Annotated in this window: 18 protein-coding genes; 14 read left to right on the top strand and 4 right to left on the bottom strand. The window is 51.3% G+C overall.

Annotation, left to right across the window (positions count from 1 at the left end):
• Positions 1–6 precede the first annotated feature (6 nt).
• The 3 genes from ACO0LC_RS24055 to ACO0LC_RS24065 all read right to left on the bottom strand — a co-directional run bounded on the left by ACO0LC_RS24055 (position 7) and on the right by ACO0LC_RS24065 (position 6,264).
• Positions 7–3,798 carry an AAA family ATPase gene (locus ACO0LC_RS24055; protein WP_423007910.1) on the bottom strand — a complete coding sequence of 1,264 codons (3,792 nt, stop codon included), beginning with the start codon at positions 3,796–3,798 and terminating at the stop codon, positions 7–9.
• The gene (locus ACO0LC_RS24060) at positions 3,795–5,033 is read right to left on the bottom strand and encodes an exonuclease SbcCD subunit D C-terminal domain-containing protein (protein ID WP_423007912.1); all 1,239 of its coding nucleotides are present in this window, start codon (positions 5,031–5,033) and stop codon (positions 3,795–3,797) included. The genes ACO0LC_RS24055 and ACO0LC_RS24060 overlap by 4 nt, the downstream gene beginning before the upstream one ends.
• Before the next feature lie 100 nt (positions 5,034–5,133).
• Positions 5,134–6,264 (bottom strand): GNAT family N-acetyltransferase, encoded by a 1,131-nt coding sequence (locus ACO0LC_RS24065; protein WP_423007914.1) that lies wholly within the window; start codon positions 6,262–6,264, stop codon positions 5,134–5,136.
• A gap of 249 nt (positions 6,265–6,513) precedes the next feature.
• Between ACO0LC_RS24065 and ACO0LC_RS24070 the strand changes: the two genes are divergently transcribed.
• Positions 6,514–7,506: a M28 family peptidase gene (locus tag ACO0LC_RS24070; protein ID WP_423007916.1), complete on the top strand. Its 993-nt coding sequence runs from the start codon at positions 6,514–6,516 to the stop codon at positions 7,504–7,506.
• A gap of 299 nt (positions 7,507–7,805) precedes the next feature.
• Here the strand turns inward: ACO0LC_RS24070 and ACO0LC_RS24075 are convergent, their stop codons facing one another.
• Positions 7,806–8,513: a Bax inhibitor-1/YccA family protein gene (locus tag ACO0LC_RS24075; RefSeq protein WP_423007918.1), complete on the bottom strand. Its 708-nt coding sequence runs from the start codon at positions 8,511–8,513 to the stop codon at positions 7,806–7,808.
• A gap of 375 nt (positions 8,514–8,888) precedes the next feature.
• Between ACO0LC_RS24075 and ACO0LC_RS24080 the strand changes: the two genes are divergently transcribed.
• The 13 genes from ACO0LC_RS24080 to ACO0LC_RS24140 all read left to right on the top strand — a co-directional run bounded on the left by ACO0LC_RS24080 (position 8,889) and on the right by ACO0LC_RS24140 (position 23,116).
• Entirely contained in the window at positions 8,889–10,313 is a 1,425-nt protein-coding gene (locus tag ACO0LC_RS24080; RefSeq protein WP_423007921.1) for a sodium:solute symporter family protein, read from the top strand.
• Positions 10,314–10,405: 92 nt separating this feature from the next.
• The gene (locus tag ACO0LC_RS24085; RefSeq protein WP_423007923.1) at positions 10,406–10,723 is read left to right on the top strand and encodes an FmdB family zinc ribbon protein; all 318 of its coding nucleotides are present in this window, start codon (positions 10,406–10,408) and stop codon (positions 10,721–10,723) included.
• Between the two features lie 73 nt (positions 10,724–10,796).
• Entirely contained in the window at positions 10,797–11,399 is a 603-nt protein-coding gene (locus tag ACO0LC_RS24090) for a DUF502 domain-containing protein (RefSeq protein ID WP_423007925.1), read from the top strand.
• Positions 11,400–11,460: 61 nt separating this feature from the next.
• The gene (gene aspS, locus ACO0LC_RS24095) at positions 11,461–13,263 is read left to right on the top strand and encodes an aspartate--tRNA ligase (RefSeq protein ID WP_423007927.1); all 1,803 of its coding nucleotides are present in this window, start codon (positions 11,461–11,463) and stop codon (positions 13,261–13,263) included.
• A 40-nt stretch (positions 13,264–13,303) separates the two neighbouring features.
• A complete protein-coding gene (locus tag ACO0LC_RS24100; protein ID WP_423007929.1) occupies positions 13,304–14,110 on the top strand; it encodes a CsgG/HfaB family protein in 807 nt (268 codons plus the stop codon).
• Between the two features lie 285 nt (positions 14,111–14,395).
• Positions 14,396–14,878, top strand: coding sequence for a cache domain-containing protein (locus ACO0LC_RS24105; protein ID WP_423007931.1), 483 nt, complete (start codon positions 14,396–14,398; stop codon positions 14,876–14,878).
• Between the two features lie 158 nt (positions 14,879–15,036).
• The gene (gene nudB, locus ACO0LC_RS24110) at positions 15,037–15,486 is read left to right on the top strand and encodes a dihydroneopterin triphosphate diphosphatase (RefSeq protein WP_423007933.1); all 450 of its coding nucleotides are present in this window, start codon (positions 15,037–15,039) and stop codon (positions 15,484–15,486) included.
• Positions 15,487–15,505: 19 nt separating this feature from the next.
• Positions 15,506–16,321: an endonuclease/exonuclease/phosphatase family protein gene (locus ACO0LC_RS24115; protein ID WP_423007935.1), complete on the top strand. Its 816-nt coding sequence runs from the start codon at positions 15,506–15,508 to the stop codon at positions 16,319–16,321.
• Entirely contained in the window at positions 16,318–17,481 is a 1,164-nt protein-coding gene (gene clsB, locus ACO0LC_RS24120) for a cardiolipin synthase ClsB (RefSeq protein ID WP_423007937.1), read from the top strand. Before ACO0LC_RS24115 ends, clsB begins: the two co-directional genes overlap by 4 nt.
• Positions 17,478–18,299 (top strand): DUF429 domain-containing protein, encoded by an 822-nt coding sequence (locus ACO0LC_RS24125; RefSeq protein ID WP_423007939.1) that lies wholly within the window; start codon positions 17,478–17,480, stop codon positions 18,297–18,299. The genes clsB and ACO0LC_RS24125 overlap by 4 nt, the downstream gene beginning before the upstream one ends.
• Before the next feature lie 104 nt (positions 18,300–18,403).
• Positions 18,404–20,098: a hypothetical protein gene (locus ACO0LC_RS24130; protein WP_423007941.1), complete on the top strand. Its 1,695-nt coding sequence runs from the start codon at positions 18,404–18,406 to the stop codon at positions 20,096–20,098.
• A gap of 34 nt (positions 20,099–20,132) precedes the next feature.
• A complete protein-coding gene (locus ACO0LC_RS24135; RefSeq protein WP_423007943.1) occupies positions 20,133–21,842 on the top strand; it encodes an Hsp70 family protein in 1,710 nt (569 codons plus the stop codon).
• Positions 21,839–23,116 carry a J domain-containing protein gene (locus tag ACO0LC_RS24140; RefSeq protein WP_423007946.1) on the top strand — a complete coding sequence of 426 codons (1,278 nt, stop codon included), beginning with the start codon at positions 21,839–21,841 and terminating at the stop codon, positions 23,114–23,116. Before ACO0LC_RS24135 ends, ACO0LC_RS24140 begins: the two co-directional genes overlap by 4 nt.

Below are 23,116 nucleotides of genomic sequence, written 5' to 3' on the forward strand. Positions count from 1 at the left end.
CCATAGTTAAGCCACGCGCACCAGGCTGCTGCCGCTTGCCGTTCTTTGCACCAGTATACGGGTTGAGATGCGTTCCGTCATTTCCTGCACATGCGATATGACACCAACCTTGCGGCCCTGGGCTTGCAGACTGTCCAGGGCATCCATGGCGATGCTGAGCGTATCGACGTCCAGGCTGCCGAAACCTTCATCGATAAACAAGGACTCGACCTTGACGCGATTGCTCGACAGCGAAGCCAGGCCCAGCGCCAGCGCCAGCGATACCAGGAAGGATTCACCACCAGACAAGGAATACACGGAGCGACGTTCTTCTCCCATGTCCTGGTCCAGCACCATCAATGCCAGGCTGTCAGTGATGCGTTGCAGGCGGTAGCGGCGTGATAACTGTTGCAAATGCTGGTTGGCATAAGCCAGCAAGACATCCAGCGTGGTTTGCTGGGCATAGTTGCGGAATTTCTTGCCATCGGCGGCGCCTATGAGTTCATTCATTTGCGCCCATAGCCTGGTGCTGGCTTCCTGTTCTTGCATACTCAGTATCAAGGCATGGGCTTGCTGGTGGCGTGCATCATCTTGCGCCAGGATAAGCTGGTACTTGCTGCATTGCTGCTGTGCTTGCCGGTGTTCGACTTGCAATTTATCCAGCAGGGTTTGCAGTTGATCTCGCTGGTCTGCCACTTGCTCATCTGCTGAATCTTTAGCGGGAGTAGCCAGCATATCGAGGGCGGCTGGAATTTGCTGCTGATGCTGTAATCTTTGCTGGCGGCGCTCTTGCAATATCGTCGCTGCTTGTTGACTGGCTTCGGCCAGGGTTTGCAGCGCCTGGCGTTCAGCCTTGAGCCAGTCTGCATCGTGACTGAGCAGGCTGTGCAAGTCAGTGAGTGTCAGTGCGTCTTCCTGCGTGGCGGCCTTTTCTGCCAACCACGTCTGTAGTTGCTCATGCGTTGATTCCAGGGCCGCCTGGTCCTGCTTCAAACGCTCGCGACCGAGTCCCAGCATTTCCGTCAGACGCAGCATTTGCTGGCGGCTGGCATCATGCGCCTGGATTTGCTGGCTGACTTGCTGCTTCGCATGCTTGATTGCGGCAGTTAATTCAGCTTCCACTACTTGCACCGCACGTCCGCCAAACAGTTGTGATCTCTGCTCCTGCTTTTGCCTGAGTTCAGTATCAAGGCTGCCAAATTGCGTGCTGGCTGCAAGTGCCTGTTCTTCAGCCTGCAATTGTTGTGCAGCAAATTGCCTGACTTCCATATGCATGCTGGCGAGAGCTTGTGTCAATTGTGTGTGGCTGTTTTGCTGTGTCTGCCATTGCTGCACATGGCGTGCGCAATTTTGCTGGAACTCTTGCGGTGCTGCTTGCCAGGCTTCTCGCCAGTGATTGCTATCATCGCCATCATCGGCCTGAGCAGGGAAAGCGGCTTCCAGCTCATCGAGTGCATCGCTCAATTGCTGGCGAACCTGCGCTGACTGTTGCTTGAAATTATCCTGTTCAGTTTCCAGTTTCTCCAGCATGGCAATGGCATGCACATGCGCATCTTTGAGGGTTTGATGCTGGAGCCTTGCTTGCTCCCATGCAAGTTGCGCGGCATCCCTGGCTTTGATGGCCAGATGGCTGGCGCTCTCATTCGCGTGCAGTTGTGCCAGCTCTTGTTGCAAGTCTGTTTGCGCCTGTTCCAGCCATGCCTGAACATCCGCATTTCCCTTGGAATCTACTGCCAACGGGTGCTGTTGCCATTGCTGTTCCAGCTTACCGAGATTGTCGCGCAACTGCTGGAGTTCGGCAGTTTGCGCTTCAATTTGCCTGCTTTGTTGCTGCCCCAGGCTGGTGGCGGTGGCGAATTGCTGGTGCGCCTCTTGTTCTGCCTGGCGACATTGTTGTACCTGCAGTTGCAATTGCCCCAGCAGTTTGTGCAATTGCGGGTCCTGGCTTTTATACGGATGCTCATGCGAGCCACAGACAGGGCAGGGGGTATCCTCTTGTAAATTGGCGCGCAGGTCTTCTACGCTGGCATTGCAGGCTGCTTGCGCAAATTGCCAGCCCTGCTCTGCCTGTGCCAGGGCAGCAGTCAAGGCCGGTAATTGCTGCTGCGCTGTCGCAGCTGTACGCATAGTCATTTGCCAGGTTTGCTGCAAGCTGCTTAATTGCGCCTCCAGCGCTGTTGCTCGATTAAACTGCTCCTGTAAATTGAGTTGCAGAGTGCTGGCACTGCTTAATTGCTGGCGTCTGTTGTCGACTTGCTGGCGCTGCGCTTGCAACTTGACTATGTCATATTGGTTTACTGATGCATGGCTTTGCTGGCGCAAGGCCTCGGCGTTTTGCAGGCTATCGGCACTGGTTTGCAATTTGCCTGTCTGGGTTTGCAGTAATTGCTCCTGATTCTTGCTTTTGCTATGCAGCTCAGTGAGTTGCAGGCGCAGGTTTTGTTGTTTGCCAAACAGGTTCGTGGCTTGCTTCAGCAATTGCTCCCAGGCTGGCCAGTTCATGGCCAGGCTTTGCAGGCTTTCATGTTGTTCCAGCCATAGTATATTTTCTTGCTGTCTCTTTTGTAGCTGTAATAATTCTTCTTGCTTGTTTTTGTGCTGCTGGCTCAATTTGAGCAAACTATCTTGCGCCTGGGTTTTGGCTATGTGTGCAGACTGATGGCTGGTTTGCAAAATGCTGATGCCAGCATCCAGGGCCTTGGCCATATCCAGGCTTGCAGTGGCGGCAGCTTGCGCTTGCTCGGCTTGCAGTAACTTGCTTTGTGCCAGTGCCGCGGCGAGCTGCATGGCTTGCTCGGCCTGCACCGAGGTTTGCAGTTTTTCTTCGCTCTCACCCAGATGCAACTGGCTGCTCTTGATGGCTGATTCCAGCCTTGCTTGCTCCAGCAGCAAAGGTCGGGCGGTTTGTACGGCATCAATTTTATGCACATATTCCAGCCGTGGCTGGGCTGCGGCCAACTCTTGTTCGCGTATTGCTACAGTGTTGACGGCGGCTTGTACACTGGCTTCTAGCTTATGTTCTTCCTGATGCCATTGCAGATGGGTTTTGACTGCGCCAAGGCGGGCGTCCAGTTGTATCATCTGCTGACTGGCTTGCTGCAATTCTGCTTCTTGCTGCTGACGTTCTTCAGTACTCAGGGGTTTATTATCGGCCAGCCTTAGATGGAATCTGTCCAGGGCTTCATTTTCCTGTTTGGCACGGGCAAAAGCACGTTTCGAAATCTGCCCGTAGATGAGGCTGCCCGTCAGGGTTTCCAGCAACTCACCGCGGTCGCCATCATCTGCTTTTAAGAAGCTGGAAAACTCATTTTGTGCGAGCAGCACTGCGCGGGTAAATTGTTCAAACTCCAACCCCAGTCGCTTGACGATTTCCAGCTTGACCTCGGTCTTGGTGCCGCCTATAGGGAGCAAGGCGGGCAGTTCTTTTAAACTCATGCTGGTTGACTGGAGTTTGCCACCTGGCTTACCATACGAGCGTCTGACCATCCAGCGTGCGCGGTAGGTTTTGCCATCGGTGCCAACAAAGTCAACCTCGGCATAGCCGTCAGCAGTGCCTCGGCGCAAAAGATTACCGGTATCTTGCTGGGAAATCAGTTCACCGCCATCGGGCAGGTTTTTCCCCATACTCGCTTTGACCAGGCGCGGCGTATCGTCATACAAGGCCATGCACATGGCATCAAGCAAAGTACTTTTACCCGCACCGGTAGGGCCACTGATGGCGAAGAGTCCGGCGGATTGCAAGGGCTCTTGCTCAAAGTCGACTATAAACTCACCCGCGAGTGATGCCAGGTTTTTGCCGCGTATGGCCAATATCTTCATAGCCCATCCTCACGGCTCAGCAATAATTCATGAAAGGCTTGCAGCATATTGTCAGGGGTGGCTTGCTGGTATTTATCCTGATACAGGCGCTGGAAAATATCTTCTGGCTGGAATTTTTCCAGGCTGGCCAGTTCAATATCCGTTTGGCTGTGCTCAGACCTGGTTTTGCTGGCAAAGCTGGTATCGATTTTAGCCAGACGTACGGGTTTGCCTTCAAGTGCGGCTTCTATGCTGGCGCGCAAACCAGGCTCTGGTGCATCGAGCCTGACGCGCACTTCCAGGAAAGGGTGATAACTGGCGTCGGTTTGCACAGGCAAATCCAGATGTGTTAGCGCTGCCAGCACGGTGGCCAATGGTGCCGGCTGTCTCGGTATGCGCAATAATTCTATGGCACGCGGCACATGCAGAGGCGTAATCTGGCTGACTTGCTCACCCGATAGATCCACACATAAGACTTGATGCTGATAATCGACTTCGGCAAACGACATGGGCAGGGGGCTGCCGCAATAACGTAAATGTTCTTGTTTGCCGACTTTTTGCGCCATATGCAAATGACCCAGGGCGGCATAGGCGATATTGCTATCAAAGATATTTGCCGACAAGGCTTCCGTCCCACCGATGACGATGCGCCTTTCTGAATCTTCAGAAATCTCCCCGCCCACCATATGACAATGGCCCATGGCGATGATGGCCTGGCCAGGCTGGCGCAGGCTCAGTGCATATTGCATGGCATCTGCATATAGTCGGGCGATGCCTGCCATGTAAGGATCAACTGCAGTTTCCACCCTGGGTACATCGCCAGGACGCAGGAATGGGATGGCCAGGCACCAGGCCACGACCTCGCCAGCACTTCGTAAGGGGACTACCAGTCTGGCGATATCGATGCTGCCATCTGCCATGCGTGGTACAAAGCCGATGATGCTGATACCCATGACATCCAGCAAAGGCGCGGGTGCTTCCAGCCTGCCGGGAGAGTCATGATTGCCAGCGATGATGACAATATTCAATTCAGGCAGCGTGTTTCTGGCCTGCTGCAAAAAACGGTAAAACTGTTTTTGCGATGCGGCGGAGGGATTAGCATTATCGAAGATGTCGCCCGCTATCAGCAGGGCATCGGCTTTTTGTTCTTGCAGTGTAGTGCACAGCCAGTCAAGAAAATGCTGATGTTCCAGCCCGCGTTCGGCGCTATGCAGGGTTTGGCCAAGGTGCCAGTCTGAAGTGTGGATGAAGCGCAAGTGAAGTCCTTAGCCTATGCTTGTGTAGGTGTTAAGCAGGGCAAGTGTAAACGTTTTTAGATGGGGATGAAACTTGATTCAGCTTATCTGCAAGGGCGGCTTAGTCTGACTTTTGTCCGGCCCAGTTCCTGCGCAGTTTGCGCATCTTCAAAATACTGTTGCCCAGGTTTCTGCGCCAGGCATTGTTTTTCACGCACTGGTATTCCACATAATGGGTGACGCTTGGTCCCCAGCGGGTTTTAGAGACATCTTCACCGACCGATAAATTGATGCGCTTGAAGTTTTGCGTATAAGACCACTGTATGATTTCGGCCAGCAAGGTGGTCATGACGCTGTAGCGGGCAAACTGCAGGTCGTAACCTGAATAATATAAATACAGTTCTTCACCCATGGCAAAACCCAGGCGCATAGCGACTACGCGTCCATCCAGTTCCAGGCAAAACAATTGCATGCGGCTGGCGAAGTCGCTCTCCAGCAAGGCAGCCATGAAAGCGCGGTGCTGAGGGGCGGCGAAATAGTCAGGGTGCTCTACGGTATTGGTGGCACCGGCGCGGGCAGCATGCAAAGTGTAGAAGTCATGCAGCAGGGAGCGTATCTCCGCTGCGCCTTGCCAGACTTGCAGGTGCACTTGCAGATTATCGCGTGCCAGCGAGTTATAGCAATGGCGCAGCGATTCTTTGATATTGCGCTTGAGCCCACTCTTGAAATTGGCCCAGTTGTCGCCCAAGTGCAAGATGAAATTGGGTACGTCCCTGGCTTCCAAGGGATGTACAGCAGCATTGCTGGCCAAAAAATGGGCTGCATGCTGTTTGGTATGGATGACCTGGAATTCAGTCAGGCCAAAGGTCTCTTGTCTGGACAAGTCTTCCCATTGCTGCAAGATGGTTTCATCATAGGCGGGCAGTGCCAGTGGTATGCGTATCTCAGTCAGGTTGGGGTCGGCACCAAAGGGGCGCACATAGCGATACATGAACAGGCTATGCAAACCTACATGGGTATTCGTCAAAGGCATGACGGCGACCAGTTGCCCTTCATCGTACAAGGTGCAGATGGCCAACTCATCCTTGTGGTACCAGGATGAATCAGAAAACACTTTCCACCAGGCGCGGTTCCAGTCATAGGTCTGGAAGGGCAAGAGTTGCGGTACTTGTGTTTCCAGCAGACGCCATGAAGCCGCCAAGGCTTCAAACTCTGTTTCTGTACTTACTACAAGTTTTTTTAATTTCGACATCTATGAATAAATCGGGTGACACGCTTACGCATATGAAAAAAACAAATGCGTAGTAATTGTTAAATACCTTGTCGCAAAAAAGTCAGGTTGGGGTTTATCCCACGGAATGCGGCTAATTGCAAGCCTGCATAGGTCTGTATACAGGTATTAGAGCATTTTTACAGGGGATATATGATATTTTATGCAAGAAGAACTTATATTCACGTCAGCTTGTCTGATACTTGTCACTTCTCAAAACAGTTGAAACCCATGCTGAAATTTGCAAAAAAGTTACGAAATTTACTCCCTGTCGCCTTGCTCGGCCTAGCCCATTTACCCATGCAGGCAGCCGAACCGGCACAAGCCATGCTGGATGTCAGCAGGCTGGCCAGTGAAGAAATGGCAGGTCGGGCGACTGAAAGCAAGGGCAGTGCACTGGCGCGTGATTATATAGTCGGCCGTTTGCAGAAAATAGGGCTGACACCTTGCAAGGATAGTTTTGTCCACAAATTTGAATTCCAGACCCGCGAGGGTGTGACGCGCAATGGTCAGAATATCCTGGCTTGTCAATCTGGTAGCATGGCAGGCCACGCAACGGCACCACTAGTAGCCATTACCGCCCATTACGATCATCTTGGTGTCCGTGATGGCAAAATTTTTTATGGTGCTGACGATAATGCTTCCGGGGTGGCTGCAGTATTGGCGATTGCCGATGCCATGCAAAAACAGCCACCGCAGCACGATGTCATGTACATCCTGTTTGATGCTGAAGAGCTGGGCCTCAGTGGTTCACACGCATTTGCCGCCAAACCTGTCGTTGATCTGTGGCGTATAGGCATCAATATCAATTTTGACATGATAGCCCGCGGTGACAAAGGGGAGCTGTACGCGAGTGGCGCTTACCATACACCAGTCTTCAAGGATTTGTTGCTGAGCCTGGATGGCATGCAGGGAATAAAACTCAAATTTGGCCATGACAGGCCAGAGCAGGGACAGGATGACTGGACCAAACAATCAGATCACTTGCCCTTCTTTCTGGCAGGTGTACCGCATATTTATTTTGGGGTGGAAGATCATGCTGACTACCACCAGCCCAGTGATACGGCAGACAAGATCAATCCGCAATTTTATCTGGGCGCAGTGGATTTGTTGACCAAAGCCAGTTATCTGTTGGATCAGGCCATGCTGACGACGGACTTTCGCTTGAAGAATAAAGCAGGACAGACCGCGGCTTTGCAAGAAGTGAGCAAGGGAAGCAAATGAAGGGGAGTAAGTAAAACCAGGATGGTAAATTAGGACTTACGCAAAACCGCCCCAGCTGCGTTGCAGCGCCTGCATTTAGCAAATTAGGTACTAAAGTACTTTCTTCGTCGCTACGGTGTAGTCGGGGGTTCAGACAACATGTTGTCTGCCGACGAAACGAACATCCCCTGTAAGGGATGTTTATTAAGGCGATAGCCTTGCTGGGACAATTTTGCGTAAGTCCTATAAATTTGATTCCAGCCCACGAGAGGCAGGCTGGAATCAAAGAATTGCTGCGGTATAAATTGTTGCTCGCTTACTTAGTCGCGCAATTTCATGACGATACGCAAGACATACCAGAACAGCAGGGCGACGGAAGCAAACAATTCCAAAGACGCACCGACATAACGGTCTTCTGGGTAGTGATGGATGATATTGGATGCATCGTACAGGATGGATGCGCCAGCAACAGCTACCATAGCTACACTAAAGAGCAAGCCAAGCTGGAAGCCAAAAATCATGCCGCAAGCGATCAGGACCAGAGCGACCAGGCCACACCATTTCAAGATGGCACCAAGGAAAGAAAAGTCTTTCTTGGAGACATAGGCGACACCGACCAGACCGACGGTTGCCAACACTGTTACCAGGCCAGCAGTGGCGATAGCACCAGGTGCTACCTGATTGGCGATGTAGAGAATGGGGATGAAGATAATCGCTTCGGCCACAACGTACGCACCCAGTGCCGCATATTGCAGAGGCAGGCTTTCTACCTGATGTGCTGCGCGTGATGCCAGCCAGCCTATCAGCATGAATGCGCCAAGGATGAGAAACCATGGTAAATGACGCATGGCTTGTGCCATGACTTCGGCCATGCCGGATTTGAATAAAATGACTTCAATCGCCGTGAACGCCAGAATCGCGCCACCAAGGTGATTGAAGGTCTTGCTGATAAAACGCTCACGCGCTGGTCCGTAACCTTGCTGGGTGTTTGCCAGTTCCATGGATGTTCCTATCGAGATATGCTGCATGCGCTTTGCGCAACTCTGCCGCTGGGATTAATGAATAAACCTGCAATTAATGCAAGTTGGTTTGGATTTTATATGAATAAGGCGGCGGCAACCTACTAGAGTTTCAAAGTGTTGCAAATTATTGTCAATATGAAAACTATTTGATTTCCAAGAGCATTTCTCTATAGAAATTTCATGAGTAGCGTGTCTGGATTCAAGCTCGCAGATTTCGGTACATTTTGATACATAGAGCTTTCAGCGTGTTTTTTACACAAATAAGCCTGCTACACAGTAGAAAATTGCCTCTTCCCTGCACAAACTTCGTGTAACTTACGTCTATAATGCCCGCAGCAAAAAAATGCGGGTTTTTTATTGACATCATTGCACGTTTCTCCCATGAATACACTCATCTGGTTTGTCATCCTGTACTGGGTCATCTCTGTTGGCATAGGTTTATATGCCGCCCGTTATGTCAATAATTCCAAGGATTATGCAGTAGCTGGCCGTTCCCTGCCCATGTATGTGGTGACCGCCACCGTATTTGCCACCTGGTTTGGCTCTGAAACGGTGCTGGGTATCTCTTCTACCTTCGTCAAGGATGGTTTGAAGGGCGTGGTCGCTGATCCTTTTGGTTCTTCCCTGTGCCTGATCTTTGTCGGCTTGTTCTTTGCGCGTCCCCTGTACCGCATGAACTTGCTGACCATAGGTGATTATTACCGCAATAAGTTCGGCCGCACTGCCGAGATTTTGGTGACACTGTGCATCGTGGTTTCTTATCTGGGTTGGGTGGCAGCACAGATCAAGGCCCTGGGTCTGGTGTTCAGTGTGGTGTCAGGAGGCTATATCACCAATGACGTGGGCATGATGATAGGTGCCGGTAGCGTATTGATTTACACCCTCATGGGCGGCATGTGGTCGGTGGCGATCACTGACTTTTTGCAAATGATCATCATCGTGGTCGGCATGCTGTATATAGGCTGGGAAGTGTCGGGCATGGTAGGCGGTGCCAAAGTGGTTATTGAGCATGCCGCCAATGCAGGCAAGCTGGAATTCTGGCCCCAGCCCACTGCCAAGGAATCGCTGTGGTTCTTTGCTGCCTGGATCACCATGATGCTGGGTTCTATCCCGCAGCAAGACGTATTCCAGCGCGTAGCTTCATCCAAGAATGAAAAAATTGCCGGTAATGCATCGGTACTGGGTGGTGTCTTGTATTTCTGCTTCGCCTTCATCCCCATGTTCCTGGCGTATTCAGCGACCTTGATCGATCCTAAGATGGTGGAGGGGCTGATAGACAAAGACCCGCAATTGATCCTGCCTACCCTGATCATGACCAAGGTGCCCATGCTGGCCCAGGTGATGTTCTTTGGTGCATTGCTGTCGGCGATCAAGAGCTGTGCCAGTGCAACCTTGCTGGCCCCTTCAGTGACTTTCTCTGAAAATATCCTGAAACCTTTCTTCCCCAAGCAAAGTGACAAGCAATTCCTGTTGATGATGCGTGTGGTGGTGCTGGTATTTACTGCAATTATTACTGTTTTTGCCATGAATACTGAATCCAGTATTTATAAAATGGTGGAAAACGCCTATAAAGTGACCCTGGTTGCCGCTTTTGTACCGCTATCGTTTGGCCTGTACTGGAAGCGTGCTACTACTCAGGGCGGCCTGGCATCCATCATCCTGGGTATAGTTTGCTGGGTCAGCATGGAAGTTTTTGCACCTGAGGGCTTGTGGCCGCCACAACTGGTGGGTGTACTCATGAGTGTGACAGGCATGATAGCCGGGTCTTTGCTGCCGCAATTTGTCCGTAAGCCCTTAGCTGTTTGACCACGGCTAGAGTTTCGGCATGATGCAATGCGCAAATTCTGATCAAAAACCTTTATAATTCAGGGTTTTATCAGTTTTTTTAAGGCTACGCCATGCCGATTTATGCTTACCGCTGTGAAGAATGCGGGTTTGCCAAGGATGTATTGCAAAAGATGTCCGAAGATCCGCTCAGTGTCTGTCCGACCTGCGGCAAATCTTCTTTTCGCAAGCAAGTGACCGCTGCTGGCTTCCAGCTCAAGGGCTCGGGCTGGTATGTGACGGATTTCCGCGGCGGTTCGGGCGGCGCTGCACCGGCGACTGAAGGCGGAGCGGCTGCATCCACGACAGCGGCACCGGCAGCAGAAACCAGTACAGCGGTTACGTCTGCTCCAGTAGCAACGCCAGCAAGCGATGCAGGCAAAGCTGCCTGAGTTGCCCTTAATGACCCTTAATGCCCCTTAATCCTTTATCATTGTCGTTTCACTCAGAAAACTTGCGATTACCATGCGTAAATACTTTATTACTGGCTTGCTGATTTTAGTACCCCTGGCGATCACGCTATGGGTGCTGCATGCCATTATCAGTACCATGGACCAGTCCCTGTTGCTGTTGCCAGTTGAATGGCGGCCAGAAAAACTGGTCGGCTTCAAGGTGCTGGGCATAGGGACGATTTTGACCTTGCTCATCGTTTTTGTGACTGGTTTGCTGGCGCAGAACTTTATTGGCAACTACGTCATCAAAGCCTGGGAAAGCCTGCTGCAACGCATTCCCATTGTCAGTTCCATCTATTCCAGTGTAAAACAGGTTTCTGATACCCTGTTTTCTTCGTCAGGCAATGCCTTTCGCAAGGCCGTGCTGATCGAATATCCACGCCGTGATTGCTGGACCATCGGCTTTTTGACAGGTGTGCCGGGTGGTGATGTGGTCAATCATCTCAAGGGTGAATTTGTCAGCGTATATGTGCCGACTACGCCAAATCCTACTTCCGGCTTTTTCCTGATGTTACCCAAGGACCAAGCCATAGAACTGGACATGAGTGTCGATGCCGCACTTAAGTATATTGTTTCCATGGGCGTGGTGGCTCCCGAGCATCTCCCCACCAAATAAATGATGTGGTTATCCACTGCATCAAATCATTTTTAATTTTGAATACAGACAGGTAAGAAATATGTCCATGCGTACCCAATACTGCGGCCTCACTACTGAGGAATTACTCGGCCAAACCGTCAGCCTGTGTGGCTGGGTGCATCGTCGTCGCGATCACGGCGGCGTGATCTTTATTGATTTGCGTGACCGCGAAGGTCTGGTGCAGGTAGTTTGCGATCCTGATCGCGTTGATGTATTTAAAGCGGCTGAATCCGTACGCAATGAATTCTGCCTGCGCATTACTGGCCTGGTACGCGCCCGTCCAGAAGGTACTGGCAACAGTAATCTGAAATCCGGCAAGATCGAAGTGCTGGCGCATGAAGTGGAAGTCTTGAATCCTTCCGTCACGCCACCATTCCAGCTGGATGACGACAACCTGTCTGAAACTACACGCCTGACTCACCGCGTGCTGGATTTGCGTCGTCCGCAAATGCAAAACAACCTGCGCCTGCGTTACAAGGTGACGATGGAAGTGCGCAAGTTCCTCGATGCGAACGGCTTTATCGATATCGAAACACCGATGCTGACCAAGTCCACGCCTGAAGGCGCACGTGACTATCTGGTGCCATCCCGCGTCAATGCTGGTAACTTCTTTGCTCTGCCACAATCCCCGCAATTGTTCAAACAATTGCTGATGGTGGCCAACTTTGACCGTTACTACCAGATCACCAAGTGCTTCCGCGATGAAGACTTGCGCGCTGACCGTCAGCCAGAATTTACCCAGATCGATTGCGAAACTTCCTTCATGAACGAGCAAGAGATCCGCGACATGTTTGAAGGCATGATACGTCTGGTCTTCAAGAACACGCTGGACATCGACTTGCCAAATCCTTTCCCTGTCATGGAATATGCAGAAGCCATGGGCCTGTATGGTTCCGACAAACCAGACATGCGCGTCAAACTGCAATTCACAGATTTGACAGACGTGATGAAGGATGTCGATTTCAAGGTATTCTCCGGTGCTGCCAATATGGTCAATGGCCGTGTAGTTGGTATGCGCGTACCTGGCGGTGCCAACATGACACGTGCCGAGATTGACGCCTATACACAATTCGTAGGTATTTATGGTGCCAAAGGCCTGGCTTATATCAAGGTTAATGATGCGGCACAAGGCCGTGACGGTTTGCAGTCGCCTATCGTCAAAAATATCCATGACGCAGCATTGACGCAAATCCTGGAACGCACAGGCGCGCAAACTGGCGACTTGATTTTCTTTGGCGCTGACAAAGCCAAAGTCGTCAATGACGCCATTGGTGCATTGCGCGTCAAAGTTGGTCATAGCGACTTCGGCAAGGCCAACGGTTTGTTCGACGATGTATGGAAACCATTGTGGGTAGTTGATTTCCCTATGTTTGAACATGATGAAGAAAATGACCGCTGGACAGCGACTCATCATCCATTCACGGCACCAAAAGATGGCCATGAAGACCTGATGGAAACAGATCCAGGCAAGTGTATCGCCAAGGCTTACGACATGGTCCTGAACGGTTGGGAACTGGGCGGCGGTTCTGTCCGTATCCACCGTGCTGAAGTACAAAGCAAAGTGTTCCGTGCCTTGAAGATTGATGACGCAGAAGCACAATTGAAATTTGGCTTCTTGCTGGATGCCCTGCAATACGGCGCGCCTCCACATGGTGGCCTGGCATTTGGTCTCGATCGTATCGTCACCATGATGACAGGTGCAGAATCCATTCGTGATGTGATCGCTTTCCCGAAAACCCAGCGTGCCCAATGTCTGTTGACACAGGCACCTTCTGAAGTCGACGAAAAGCAATTGCGTGAACTGCATATCCGTTTGCGTGCAGCAGAACCAAAAATCGTGTAATTAGTCACAAAACTCTTACTTTGCAAAGCGGGAAGCATTGATGAAACTGAGTATGCAAGCCAGTAACAAGACAGCCTTGTTTTTATTGTTGAGCAGCAGTTTGTTTCTCGCCGCTTGTGGAGAAAAGAAAACTGAGCTTGGTGAAGGTTCTTCTGAAGTGACAGGCGCTGCCGGCCCTGCTGGTGCCAAGGGTGCCAGCAAGACCCTGATCAAGTGTGATGCGCCTGTGGCGACCCTGTCTCTGGTCGAGAACCCGAATGGCTACACCATGAGTAGTCAGTACAATCTGCCGTCTTCGCCTGTGCCTTTGATACGTTTGCTGGCACAGCAAAGTGGCTGCTTCCGCGTGGTGGACCGTTCTTCGGGTTTGAAGGCCGTGATACAAGAGCAGGAACTCAAGGACCAGGGCATCATCCGTAAAAATTCTACGGTGGCCAAGGGCAAGGGCTATGAAGCACAATACACGATTACACCCAGCCTGACTTTTTCTGAAAGCAAGGCCGGTGGCGGTATCGGTGCCATCATGGGCATGATCCCTATCCTCAGGAATTTCACCGGCTATGCTGAGAAGGTCAGCTTCAAGGAAGCACAAGTGGTTTTGTTATTGACTGACAATGAAACCACTGAGCAACTGGCAGCAGCAACCGGTTCTGCCAAGACCACAGACCTGGGCATGGGCGGCTTGAGCTTTGGCGCCGCTGGTGGCGGTTTTGGTGCAGGCTGGAGCAATACCAATGAAGCCAAGGTGATCGTTGCCGCCTTCCTGGATGCACACAATAAACTGGTGCCGCAAGTCAGACAATTGCAGGAAAAAGAAATGCCGCCTGCTGTACCCGTGAAGAAATAAATCGGACTTTAGTTTCTCATGTGTTTCCCCCAAAGGCCTGCTTTGCAGGCCTTTTTGCATTTTGCTGCATCGCATGAATTGATGTGGCTATGTAATTTCACTGCATGATTTGCATTTATATTGCTTTAGTTTGTTCAATATCTATGGCTATGCAGCAAAAATCCCCCAATGTGAACTCTTGTTTCCTTAAAAAGAGCCAGTGATAAAAGCTGCTATAAAGAAACAAGAGATCGTTACGGCGCCGCTCGAGGTAATGGTGAGTATTTACTTTTTCTGGGGGTTAAGATGAAACATAGATTGAAAAAATTATTGCCATTGGCGGTCTGCATGGCCATATGCACGCCACAGCTGCAAGCCGCAAATGAGCATGGTTCGGAGGCAGAGGCGCAGGACATGGTCAAAAAGGCTGTCGTCCTGATCAAGTCTGCGGGAGCCGAAAAAGCCTATAAAGTCTTTACTGATCATCCCGATGGGGCTTTCAAGGACAAAGACTTGTACGTCTTTGTTTATGATTTCGAAGGTAATTGCCTGGCCCAGGGCGCGAATGCCAAAATGGTAGGCAAGAACCTCATCACCATGAAAGATGTCGACGGTAATCCCTTCATCAAAGGCATGATAGACCAGGTAAAAACCGCTTCCAAAGGCTGGTATGGCCCTTACAAGTTCAATAACCCTGCGAGCCAGAGCTATGAATTGAAGCGATCCTATTGTGAGCGCGGGGCAGGTGACACTATGGTCTGTGTTGGTACTTACTTCGAGAAGAAATGATGGTCTGACTGATGCTTCAGTTAAATCAAAGGCCTGCGGCATTCCTATTGGACTTATCCTCCGCTGGAATGCCGATTTACTTTACAGTGTCAAATATGGATGGGCCAAAGGCGTTAGAATGGTGGTTTTGAAAACACCGGAACACTTTTCTGCCCAGCATGCCTACGCATAAAATTCCCGAATCGGTTCTTGTAGTCATTTACACACCAGCACTTGATGTACTTTTGATTGAACGCGCAGACAAGCCAGGCTTTTGGCAGTCTGTGACAGGTTCCAAAGATGCCGTAAATGAAGCCTGGCAAACCACGGCCATCCGTGAAGTTGCCGAGGAAACCGGTATCGATGCCTTGCAGTTTGATTTACAGGACTGGGGCTTGACGAATATTTATGAAATTTACCCAGTCTGGCGTCATCGCTATGCACCAGGTGTGACGCAAAATACCGAACATGTGTTTGGCCTGTGTGTGAGCCACGATGTAACGATCAGACTGGCCCCGCGCGAACATCTGCAATATCTGTGGTTGCCATGGCAGGATGCAGCGGATAAGTGTTTTTCTGCATCGAATGCCGAAGCCATACTGCAACTACCGAAGCTGATCGAGGTTTAACAAGCTAAAGGGAGTCACCATGAAGTTGCGCATTGCCACCTACAATATCCATAAGGGCGTCAGTGCATTTGGCCGCAAGGCCCGCATCCATGGCATCAAGGAAGCGATAGATTTGCTGGACGCAGACCTGGTATTTCTACAGGAAGTGCAAGGCCAGCATGATTTGCATGCAGAAAACCACACACTGTGGCCACAAGAAGGGCAGCATGATTTTCTGGCCGGGCAATCCCATGAGGCTGTGTATGGCATGAATGCTGTATATGAGCACGGCCACCATGGCAATGCCTTGTTAAGTCGTTACCCGATTGCCTCTTTCGTCAATCATGATGTATCTGATCATGCCTATGAGCAGCGCGGTATCCTGCATGCCATCGTGCAGATTGACAAGATCCAGGTGCATTGCTTCGTCATCCATCTGGGTTTGTTTGCCGCCAGCCGTCGCCGCCAGATACAGGCCCTGATACACACTATCAAGCAAGACTTGCCCTCCAAGGCGCCGCTGGTGATCGCCGGCGACTTCAATGACTGGAGCCAGCGCCTGAGCCAGACCCTGTATCAGGAGTTGGGCGTCATTGAAGCTTTTGATGTTGATGCCCAGCATACAGCAGCACGGTTTTCGCTGAAAGGCATGCGCAACTTGTTTAATAACAGCAGTAGTCGCCATGCCCGCACCTTTCCTGCGGGCTTGCCCTGGTTATGTCTGGACCGCGTGTACCTGCGCGGCTTCAAGGTGGAAACAGCCCATGTCATGAAAGGCGCGCCCTGGTCAAATTTGTCCGATCATGTACCGATTACCGCCAGCCTGGAATTGCTGGACCTGACTGTAAGCCCATGAGTAAATTGCTTTTCATCGAAGGCAATGATGTTGAACTCTTGCATAGCGGAGCACAATTTTTTCCGGCCCTGATTTCAGCGATAGCGCAGGCACAGCATGAAGTCTATCTGGAGTCCTATATCTTTGCGACTGACCAGACGGCACAGTCTGTGCAAGCTGCGCTGATACAAGCTGCCGGGCGTGGCGTGCAAGTCCGGGTAGTCATAGACTGGATAGGCAGTGATAGAAATGTGGCACTGGACCTCACCCAGAGCTTCAATGAGCAGGGTGTTGCTTGTCGCTGCTTTAACCCCTGGTTCAAACGCGGCCTGGCACGTACCCACAGAAAAATCCTGGTTGTTGACCAGCAAGTCGCCATCGTCGGTGGCTTGAATATCATCGATGATAATATCGCTGATGATGGCTCTGGTCATGCACTCCCATTTCCGCGTTGGGACTTTGCCGTCCGCGTGACTGGTCCTCTGGTTGCCAATATCCATCAGGAAGTTGCTGCGCAATGGCGCAAACTCGGCAAACTGGGTTTGCGCACCCGTCTGGCATTGATGAAGCACTTGCACGCCGATGCCAAGGTCGCGGGAAAACAAATCACAGCGGCGGCGCTGGTGGTACGTGACAATTTGCGTAACCGCGTCACCATACAACGTGCCTACCTGCAGGCGCTGGGCATGGCAAGATCGCGTGCCATACTGGTCACGCCTTATTTCGCGCCTGGCAGGAAATTCCGGCGTGCCTTGTTTTCTGCTGCTACGCGCGGTGTTGATGTCGTGCTCTTGCTAGGCGTCGGCCAATTTGCCTTGCAAGACGCCGTGGCACAATCCTTTTACCCCAAATTATTGGCAGCCGGTGTACGCATAGTGGAATATCGCAAGACGCAATTGCACGCCAAAGTCGCCGTCATTGATGAAGACTGGGCTACCGTAGGTTCCAGCAATTTTGATGGGCTTAGCCTGTTCGTCAACCATGAAGCTAATATTGTCATTCGCGACAAAAACTTTGCCGCAAGCCTGGCAGAAAAACTGGAGCAAGGCCTGGCAGATGGGGTAGAAGTGCTGGCTGCAGACGTGCACAAGAAAGCCTGGTATCGCCATGTCTGGCATGGCGTTGCCTACCTGGTTTACCGTGGCCTCATGCGCATCGTCACCTTCGGGCATTACGGATGAAATTGCATGGCGTAGATTTCACTTCGGCACCCTCGCGCCGCAAGGGCATCACGATTGCCAGCGGCCAGATGCAAGACGATGTGCTGCGCCTGGAGTCTCTGCAAACACTCAGCGACTTCACAGCTTTTGAAAACTGGCTCATGCTGCCTGGCCCCTGGCTGGCAGGATTTGATTTGCCATTTTCGCTGCCGCGCGAACTGGTAGAACATCTGCAATGGCCGACAAACTGGCCAGACCTGATGCGCCATCTGCAAACTCAGGCACGCGCTGAATTGCGCCTGCAATTCAAGGCCTTTTGCGATGCCCGCGCAGTAGGTAATAAATTCGCCCACAGGGTAACGGATATCCCTGCCGGTTCTTCACCCTCCATGAAGTGGGTGAATCCACCTGTCGCCTATATGCTGCATGCAGGTGCCCCGCGTCTCGTGCATGCCGGCGTCAGTATCCCCGGCATGCACGACGGCGACCCGCAACGCATCGCACTGGAAGCCTACCCCGGCATGGTGGCACGCAGCATCACCAAAGCCTCATATAAAAGCGATGACAAGCGCAAGCAGACTCCAGAGCGCCAGCAAGCACGCGAATTGATTGTCGCCGCTTTGGAAGCGGGAACTACACCGTGGAAAATCAGGCTGGACCTGGGCAGCCACAAGACAGAACTCATAGCAGATGGCAGCGCCGATTTGCTCGATGCCGTGCTCTGCATGTTGTTGGCCGCCTGGGCCTGGCAAAGACGGGAGCAGAACTACGGTTTGCCAGAATTTGATGCACTGGAAGGCTGGATAGTTGGGAGTGATGTTGATAAGTTGGCTGGTTAAATCCCCATCGCACAAGCCAAGATGCAATGTTAAACTACGCGCCTTGTATAGCAAAACTGATGCTAAAAAGCTTATTCGCAATTCATTTTTCAGGATAGTGTTTCATGTTGTTAACGCCCGCCATGCTTGCCGCCATAGACCAGGCAGTTGATATTGCTGCTGAGGCATTTCAGGTATTGGCCGAGCGCGAATGGCCGCTGACTTTCTATGATATCCATGAAAATGGCCGGCGCTGGGAAGAAAAACCGCTTGGTAATGAGCAGGATATAGACCAGCAAGCAAAGGCCTGGCTGAAAATCAAGATGCCAGGCACGCTGGTGAAATTGATCGTGGATAGTCGTACCGTGGCCTTGCCAGATTCCTTTTGTACCAAGGCCTTGTATATGGAGTTCGCCAGTGTCCCGGCGCCCCTGCATGGCTTGACCCTGGCATTACCCTATAAACATACGACAAAAGGAACTGGCCTGATCACAGGCATGGTGCAAGTGCGGCGTTATCTGGAAACTTCTTATTTTTTGCTGGATGAAATACTGCCTGCATTCGCGACCAGACTCAGGCAGCGTTGCACAAAACATTGGTTAAGACCCTTGGAATACGATCGCAAAGTCCGTCCTTCGCAGATCAAGTTTGAGTCAGAATCAGAACCAGTCAATGCGCGCTGCCCATCCATCACTGCACTGACAGAAACGACACAAAATAGTAATGACATTGCCTCGCGCTATCTGGATGCCTTGATGGAGCGTTATTGCTTTGAAGATGGCATCGCCTGGCAAAAAGCACTGTATCAATTGCAACTGGATTTCAGTGTGTCCAGTTTATTACGCATAGATTATCTATTGACTGAACTGCAGCCCACCCTGCAACTAAGTGAAACTGAATTCCTGGCACGTACAGCGAATATGAATTTCTTGTATTGCGTTGCTATGTATTGTGGCAAGGTCATAGCCAAGGGGGCTGCTACCCAGGTGGACTGGTATACCCATACGCAATTCAGCCAGCGTTTTCCTGCGCAGAGCAATTTTCCAGCCAGCCCTGCGACCAGCCTGATAGGCGTGTTTAATGCCAGAGGCGGTGAAATGGGGCAGGTTTTCTTCCCTGTGCAAGCCTTGTTGCAGCGCTTGTTCGGCAAGGGCAGTGCCCGGCAATTGCTGGATACTTTCAAAGCCTGGGGCCAGGCTGCGCAAGGGCACAGGGCCAGGCAAATTAATGATGAAATGCCTTTGATACAAAAAAAGATCAATGCCTTGCCTGCGCATCAGCGAGATTTTTTGGCTATACAAAGAATTACCTGGTTTGAAGGTAAATATTTTGATCAGTGGTTTCAACAAAATCACAAGCTGTTTCAAGGTGGCAGACTGGTCTGGGGCTGTATCGTCCAGGCACATAATGATTTGTTTACCGATGATAAGGCTGACCGCCTGGCCGAAATCATTTTTGATCCCCAGGGCGTATTGTCACCGCAGCAATTGAACGCAGTTGCCAGCAAGATCATGTCTTACAAGGGATGTCGCCCTTATGATGCGCGCTTGCGTTTCCTGGCGGATGTGATTACCGATGAAGGTGCCTGTATCCTGGGCGTGAAGATGCCTTATCGCTTGTCCAGTGATGATTTATGCACTTCCGCCCTGGTATTGACACGCAAGCATTTGCCCGGCGGACGCCTGTTTTCATCGTATTTACCGATACTGATACACGATGATGTGCCCGGCATTGCGACAGCTTTGCCTGGATATTTTTGGACAGCGGCAATCGCCAGGGAATGTGCAGCCTATGGCTGGCCCGCGCAACAAGCTGCCTGAACCGGCAATGAATAATGAGTAAAAGGTTAGAAAAATGATAGTCGGCATAGACCTGGGTACCACCAATAGTTTGATCGCAGCCTGGAAGGATGGCAAGGCACAGCTGATACCCAATGCCCTGGGGCACAAATTGACACCTTCCTGTGTCAGCATCAATGATGATGGTGAAGTCCTGGTTGGCTTGCCTGCGCGCGACCGCTTATTGAGCAAGCCTGCATCTTCTGTCGCTTTTTTCAAGCGCTATATGGGAACAGAAAAACGCTTTCAACTGGGGGAGCGAAGTTTTCGGCCAGAAGAATTATCGTCCCTGGTCCTCAAGGCCCTGGTGGCGGATGCCGAAGCATTTTTGGGTGAGAAAGTCACTGAGGCAGTGATTACCGTGCCAGCCTATTTCAATGATACCCAGCGCAAGGCCACCCGCATTGCAGGCGAGCTGGCAGGTCTGAAAGTGGAACGACTATTGAATGAACCCACTGCTGCGGCGCTGGCCTATGGTTTGCATAATGCCCCCAAAGAATCGCAGTTCCTGGTGTTTGATCTGGGTGGTGGTACCTTCGATGTCTCGATACTGGAATTGTTTGCCGGCATCATGGAAGTAAGAGCTACCGCCGGTGATAATTTCCTGGGTGGTGAAGACTTTACTGATGCCTTGCTGAAAGGTTTCCTGGCAGACGCAGGCAAGCTTGCCGGTATCGTGGAAAGGCAATTGACGCCAGTCCAGTCTGCCCAGTTGCGCATAGAGGCTGAACGAGTCAAGCGCGCCTTTTCCAGTGGCGACAAGCAAGTGTTTTCTTTTTACTTCAATGAGCGTGAAGTACGCTGGGATGTCAGCGCCGACATGTTTGAAAAGCTGAGTGAAGAATTGCTGCAACGCTTGAGCATACCGGTAGAGCGCGCCTTGCGTGATTCGAATATCAAACCTGCCGAGCTTGACCGTGTCGTCATGGTGGGTGGTTCTACCCGTCTCAACATGGTGCACCGCATGTTGACCCGTTTGTTTGGCCGCTTCCCTAGCCGCGATATTGATCCTGACGAAGCCATCGTCATCGGTGCGGCCGTGCAAGCAGGTCTGAAAGCACGTGACGCCGCCCTCAATGATGTCGTCATGACGGACGTCAGTCCTTATTCACTGGGCATAGCCGTATCAGAAGAATATGGCCGCAATGAACTCAGGACCGGTCTTTTTTGTCCTTTGATAGAGCGCAATACCGTCGTGCCAGTGAGCCGTTCACAAGAATTTTATCCTATCAACGACCGTCAGGAATGCATAGATATCCGTGTCTTTCAGGGAGAAAGCCGCGAAGTGAAAGACAATATTGCCCTGGGTGCGCTCAAGGTTTACCTGCCTTTTACACCCAATGCCGACCGCGGCATAGATGTGCGCTTTACTTATGATATCAATGGTTTGCTGGAGGTTGAGGCGACCGTCAAGGAAACGGGCGAAAGCAAGATCTTGCTGATAGAACAAAATCCCGGCTCCATGTCTGAGGAACAAATAACGCACAGTCAGCAAGTCATGAAGACCCTGAAAATTCATCCTCGTGACCAGCTTGAAAATCAATCCATACTGGAGCGCATGAAACGTTTGTATGAGCAAAATCTTGGCAATCGGCGCGACTGGGTGGCAGCCCGCATCAGCCAATATGAGCAAATCCTGGAAAGGCAAAACCCCAGGGAAATTGCCAAAGCCAATGAAGTTTTTTCTGAAGTGCTGACACGCTTTGAAGGCGCGCCCTTGCTATGAGCCCGTTTCAACGCTTGGGCATAGAAGCGACGGGTGACAAGCGGCAAATCAAGCTGGCTTATGCGACCTTGCTCAAGCAAGTCCATCCTGAAGATGACCCGGAAGGTTTCCAGGCTTTGCGGCGCGCCTATGAAGACGCACTGTCCCTGGCAGCCAATGGTGCCCAGGTTTTGCCAGTCATGGCAACAGAAGCCGCCATGCTGCCGGACATACATTTACCCCAGCAAGCGGCGTTGCCCGACACTGCAGAACTGGAAGCGCAAATTGCCGGGCATGCTGATGCAGTAAACGAAAAACGCCAGGCTGAAACTTTTCCTGCGCACTTGCTGGACCAAACCCTGGACTGGAAGCCCAAGCTGGATTTGAGTCTAGAAACCGACAAGCAGCTTGAGCAGCAACAGAAGCAAAAATGGGCACCAGGCCCGCGGCCCCTGACCCGCTATTTTTCTAAGAAAGCGGGTGTCAGCCTGGGAGCCGGCGATAGTTCGGACAGCAAGGCTGATGGCGTACATCTGGATAATAGCCCAGACCCCTATATTGCCGCTGCAAGCGTTTGCAAAAGCCTGCTCAGGACAGATGCCAGGCAAAGGGCAGGCAAACTAATGCATTTATTGCAGCAAGCAGGTTGGGAAAATCTGGATTTCAAAAATAAGCTGGAGATGGCATTCGTGACGGTGATTAATGAAGAATTTGACAGCCGTTACCTGTTGGTCAAACTCCTGATCGCTTACTATGACTGGCAGCACCAGACCATAGGCAAGAAGGGAAGGGCAAACTCGCAGGCCATCCTGGAGTTGATACGTAAAGCCAGGGCACGTGAGTGGAGTAATCACACCATGGATCTGCCCGCCAGCAATCCTGCATCGATCGCATACCGTTTCTTGCGTGCGCCGCCGCATGAGGCAAGATTCCAGGAGTTTTTGCGGCATGCAGAGAATTTCCGGGCCATGCATAAACTGATGCAGGAGTTGCATGATGAAGCCAGGGATGTCTTGGTCTATGAAGTCAATTCTGCTTCTGTGCAATGGTGGCTAAATTATTTTGAAATGTGCCATACCTTGCAAGCTGGTGGCAATGCGAAAGAGCCGCATAAGGAGAAGCAAAAGGAAAAATATAAGGGAAAATACAAGAGAAGATCTGACATGCGGCAGTGGCTGGCCACGGCAAAGAAATGGTTCATCAGTACCAGCATCGTAGTAGCGATATTGGTTTGCGCAACCTGGTATTTTCTTCCTGAAGTGTTTCAGGATTTATTATCGGGTATAGGGAATTGA

The organism is Undibacterium sp. JH2W (genome assembly GCF_049340425.1).
GTDB lineage: Bacteria > Pseudomonadota > Gammaproteobacteria > Burkholderiales > Burkholderiaceae_D > Undibacterium.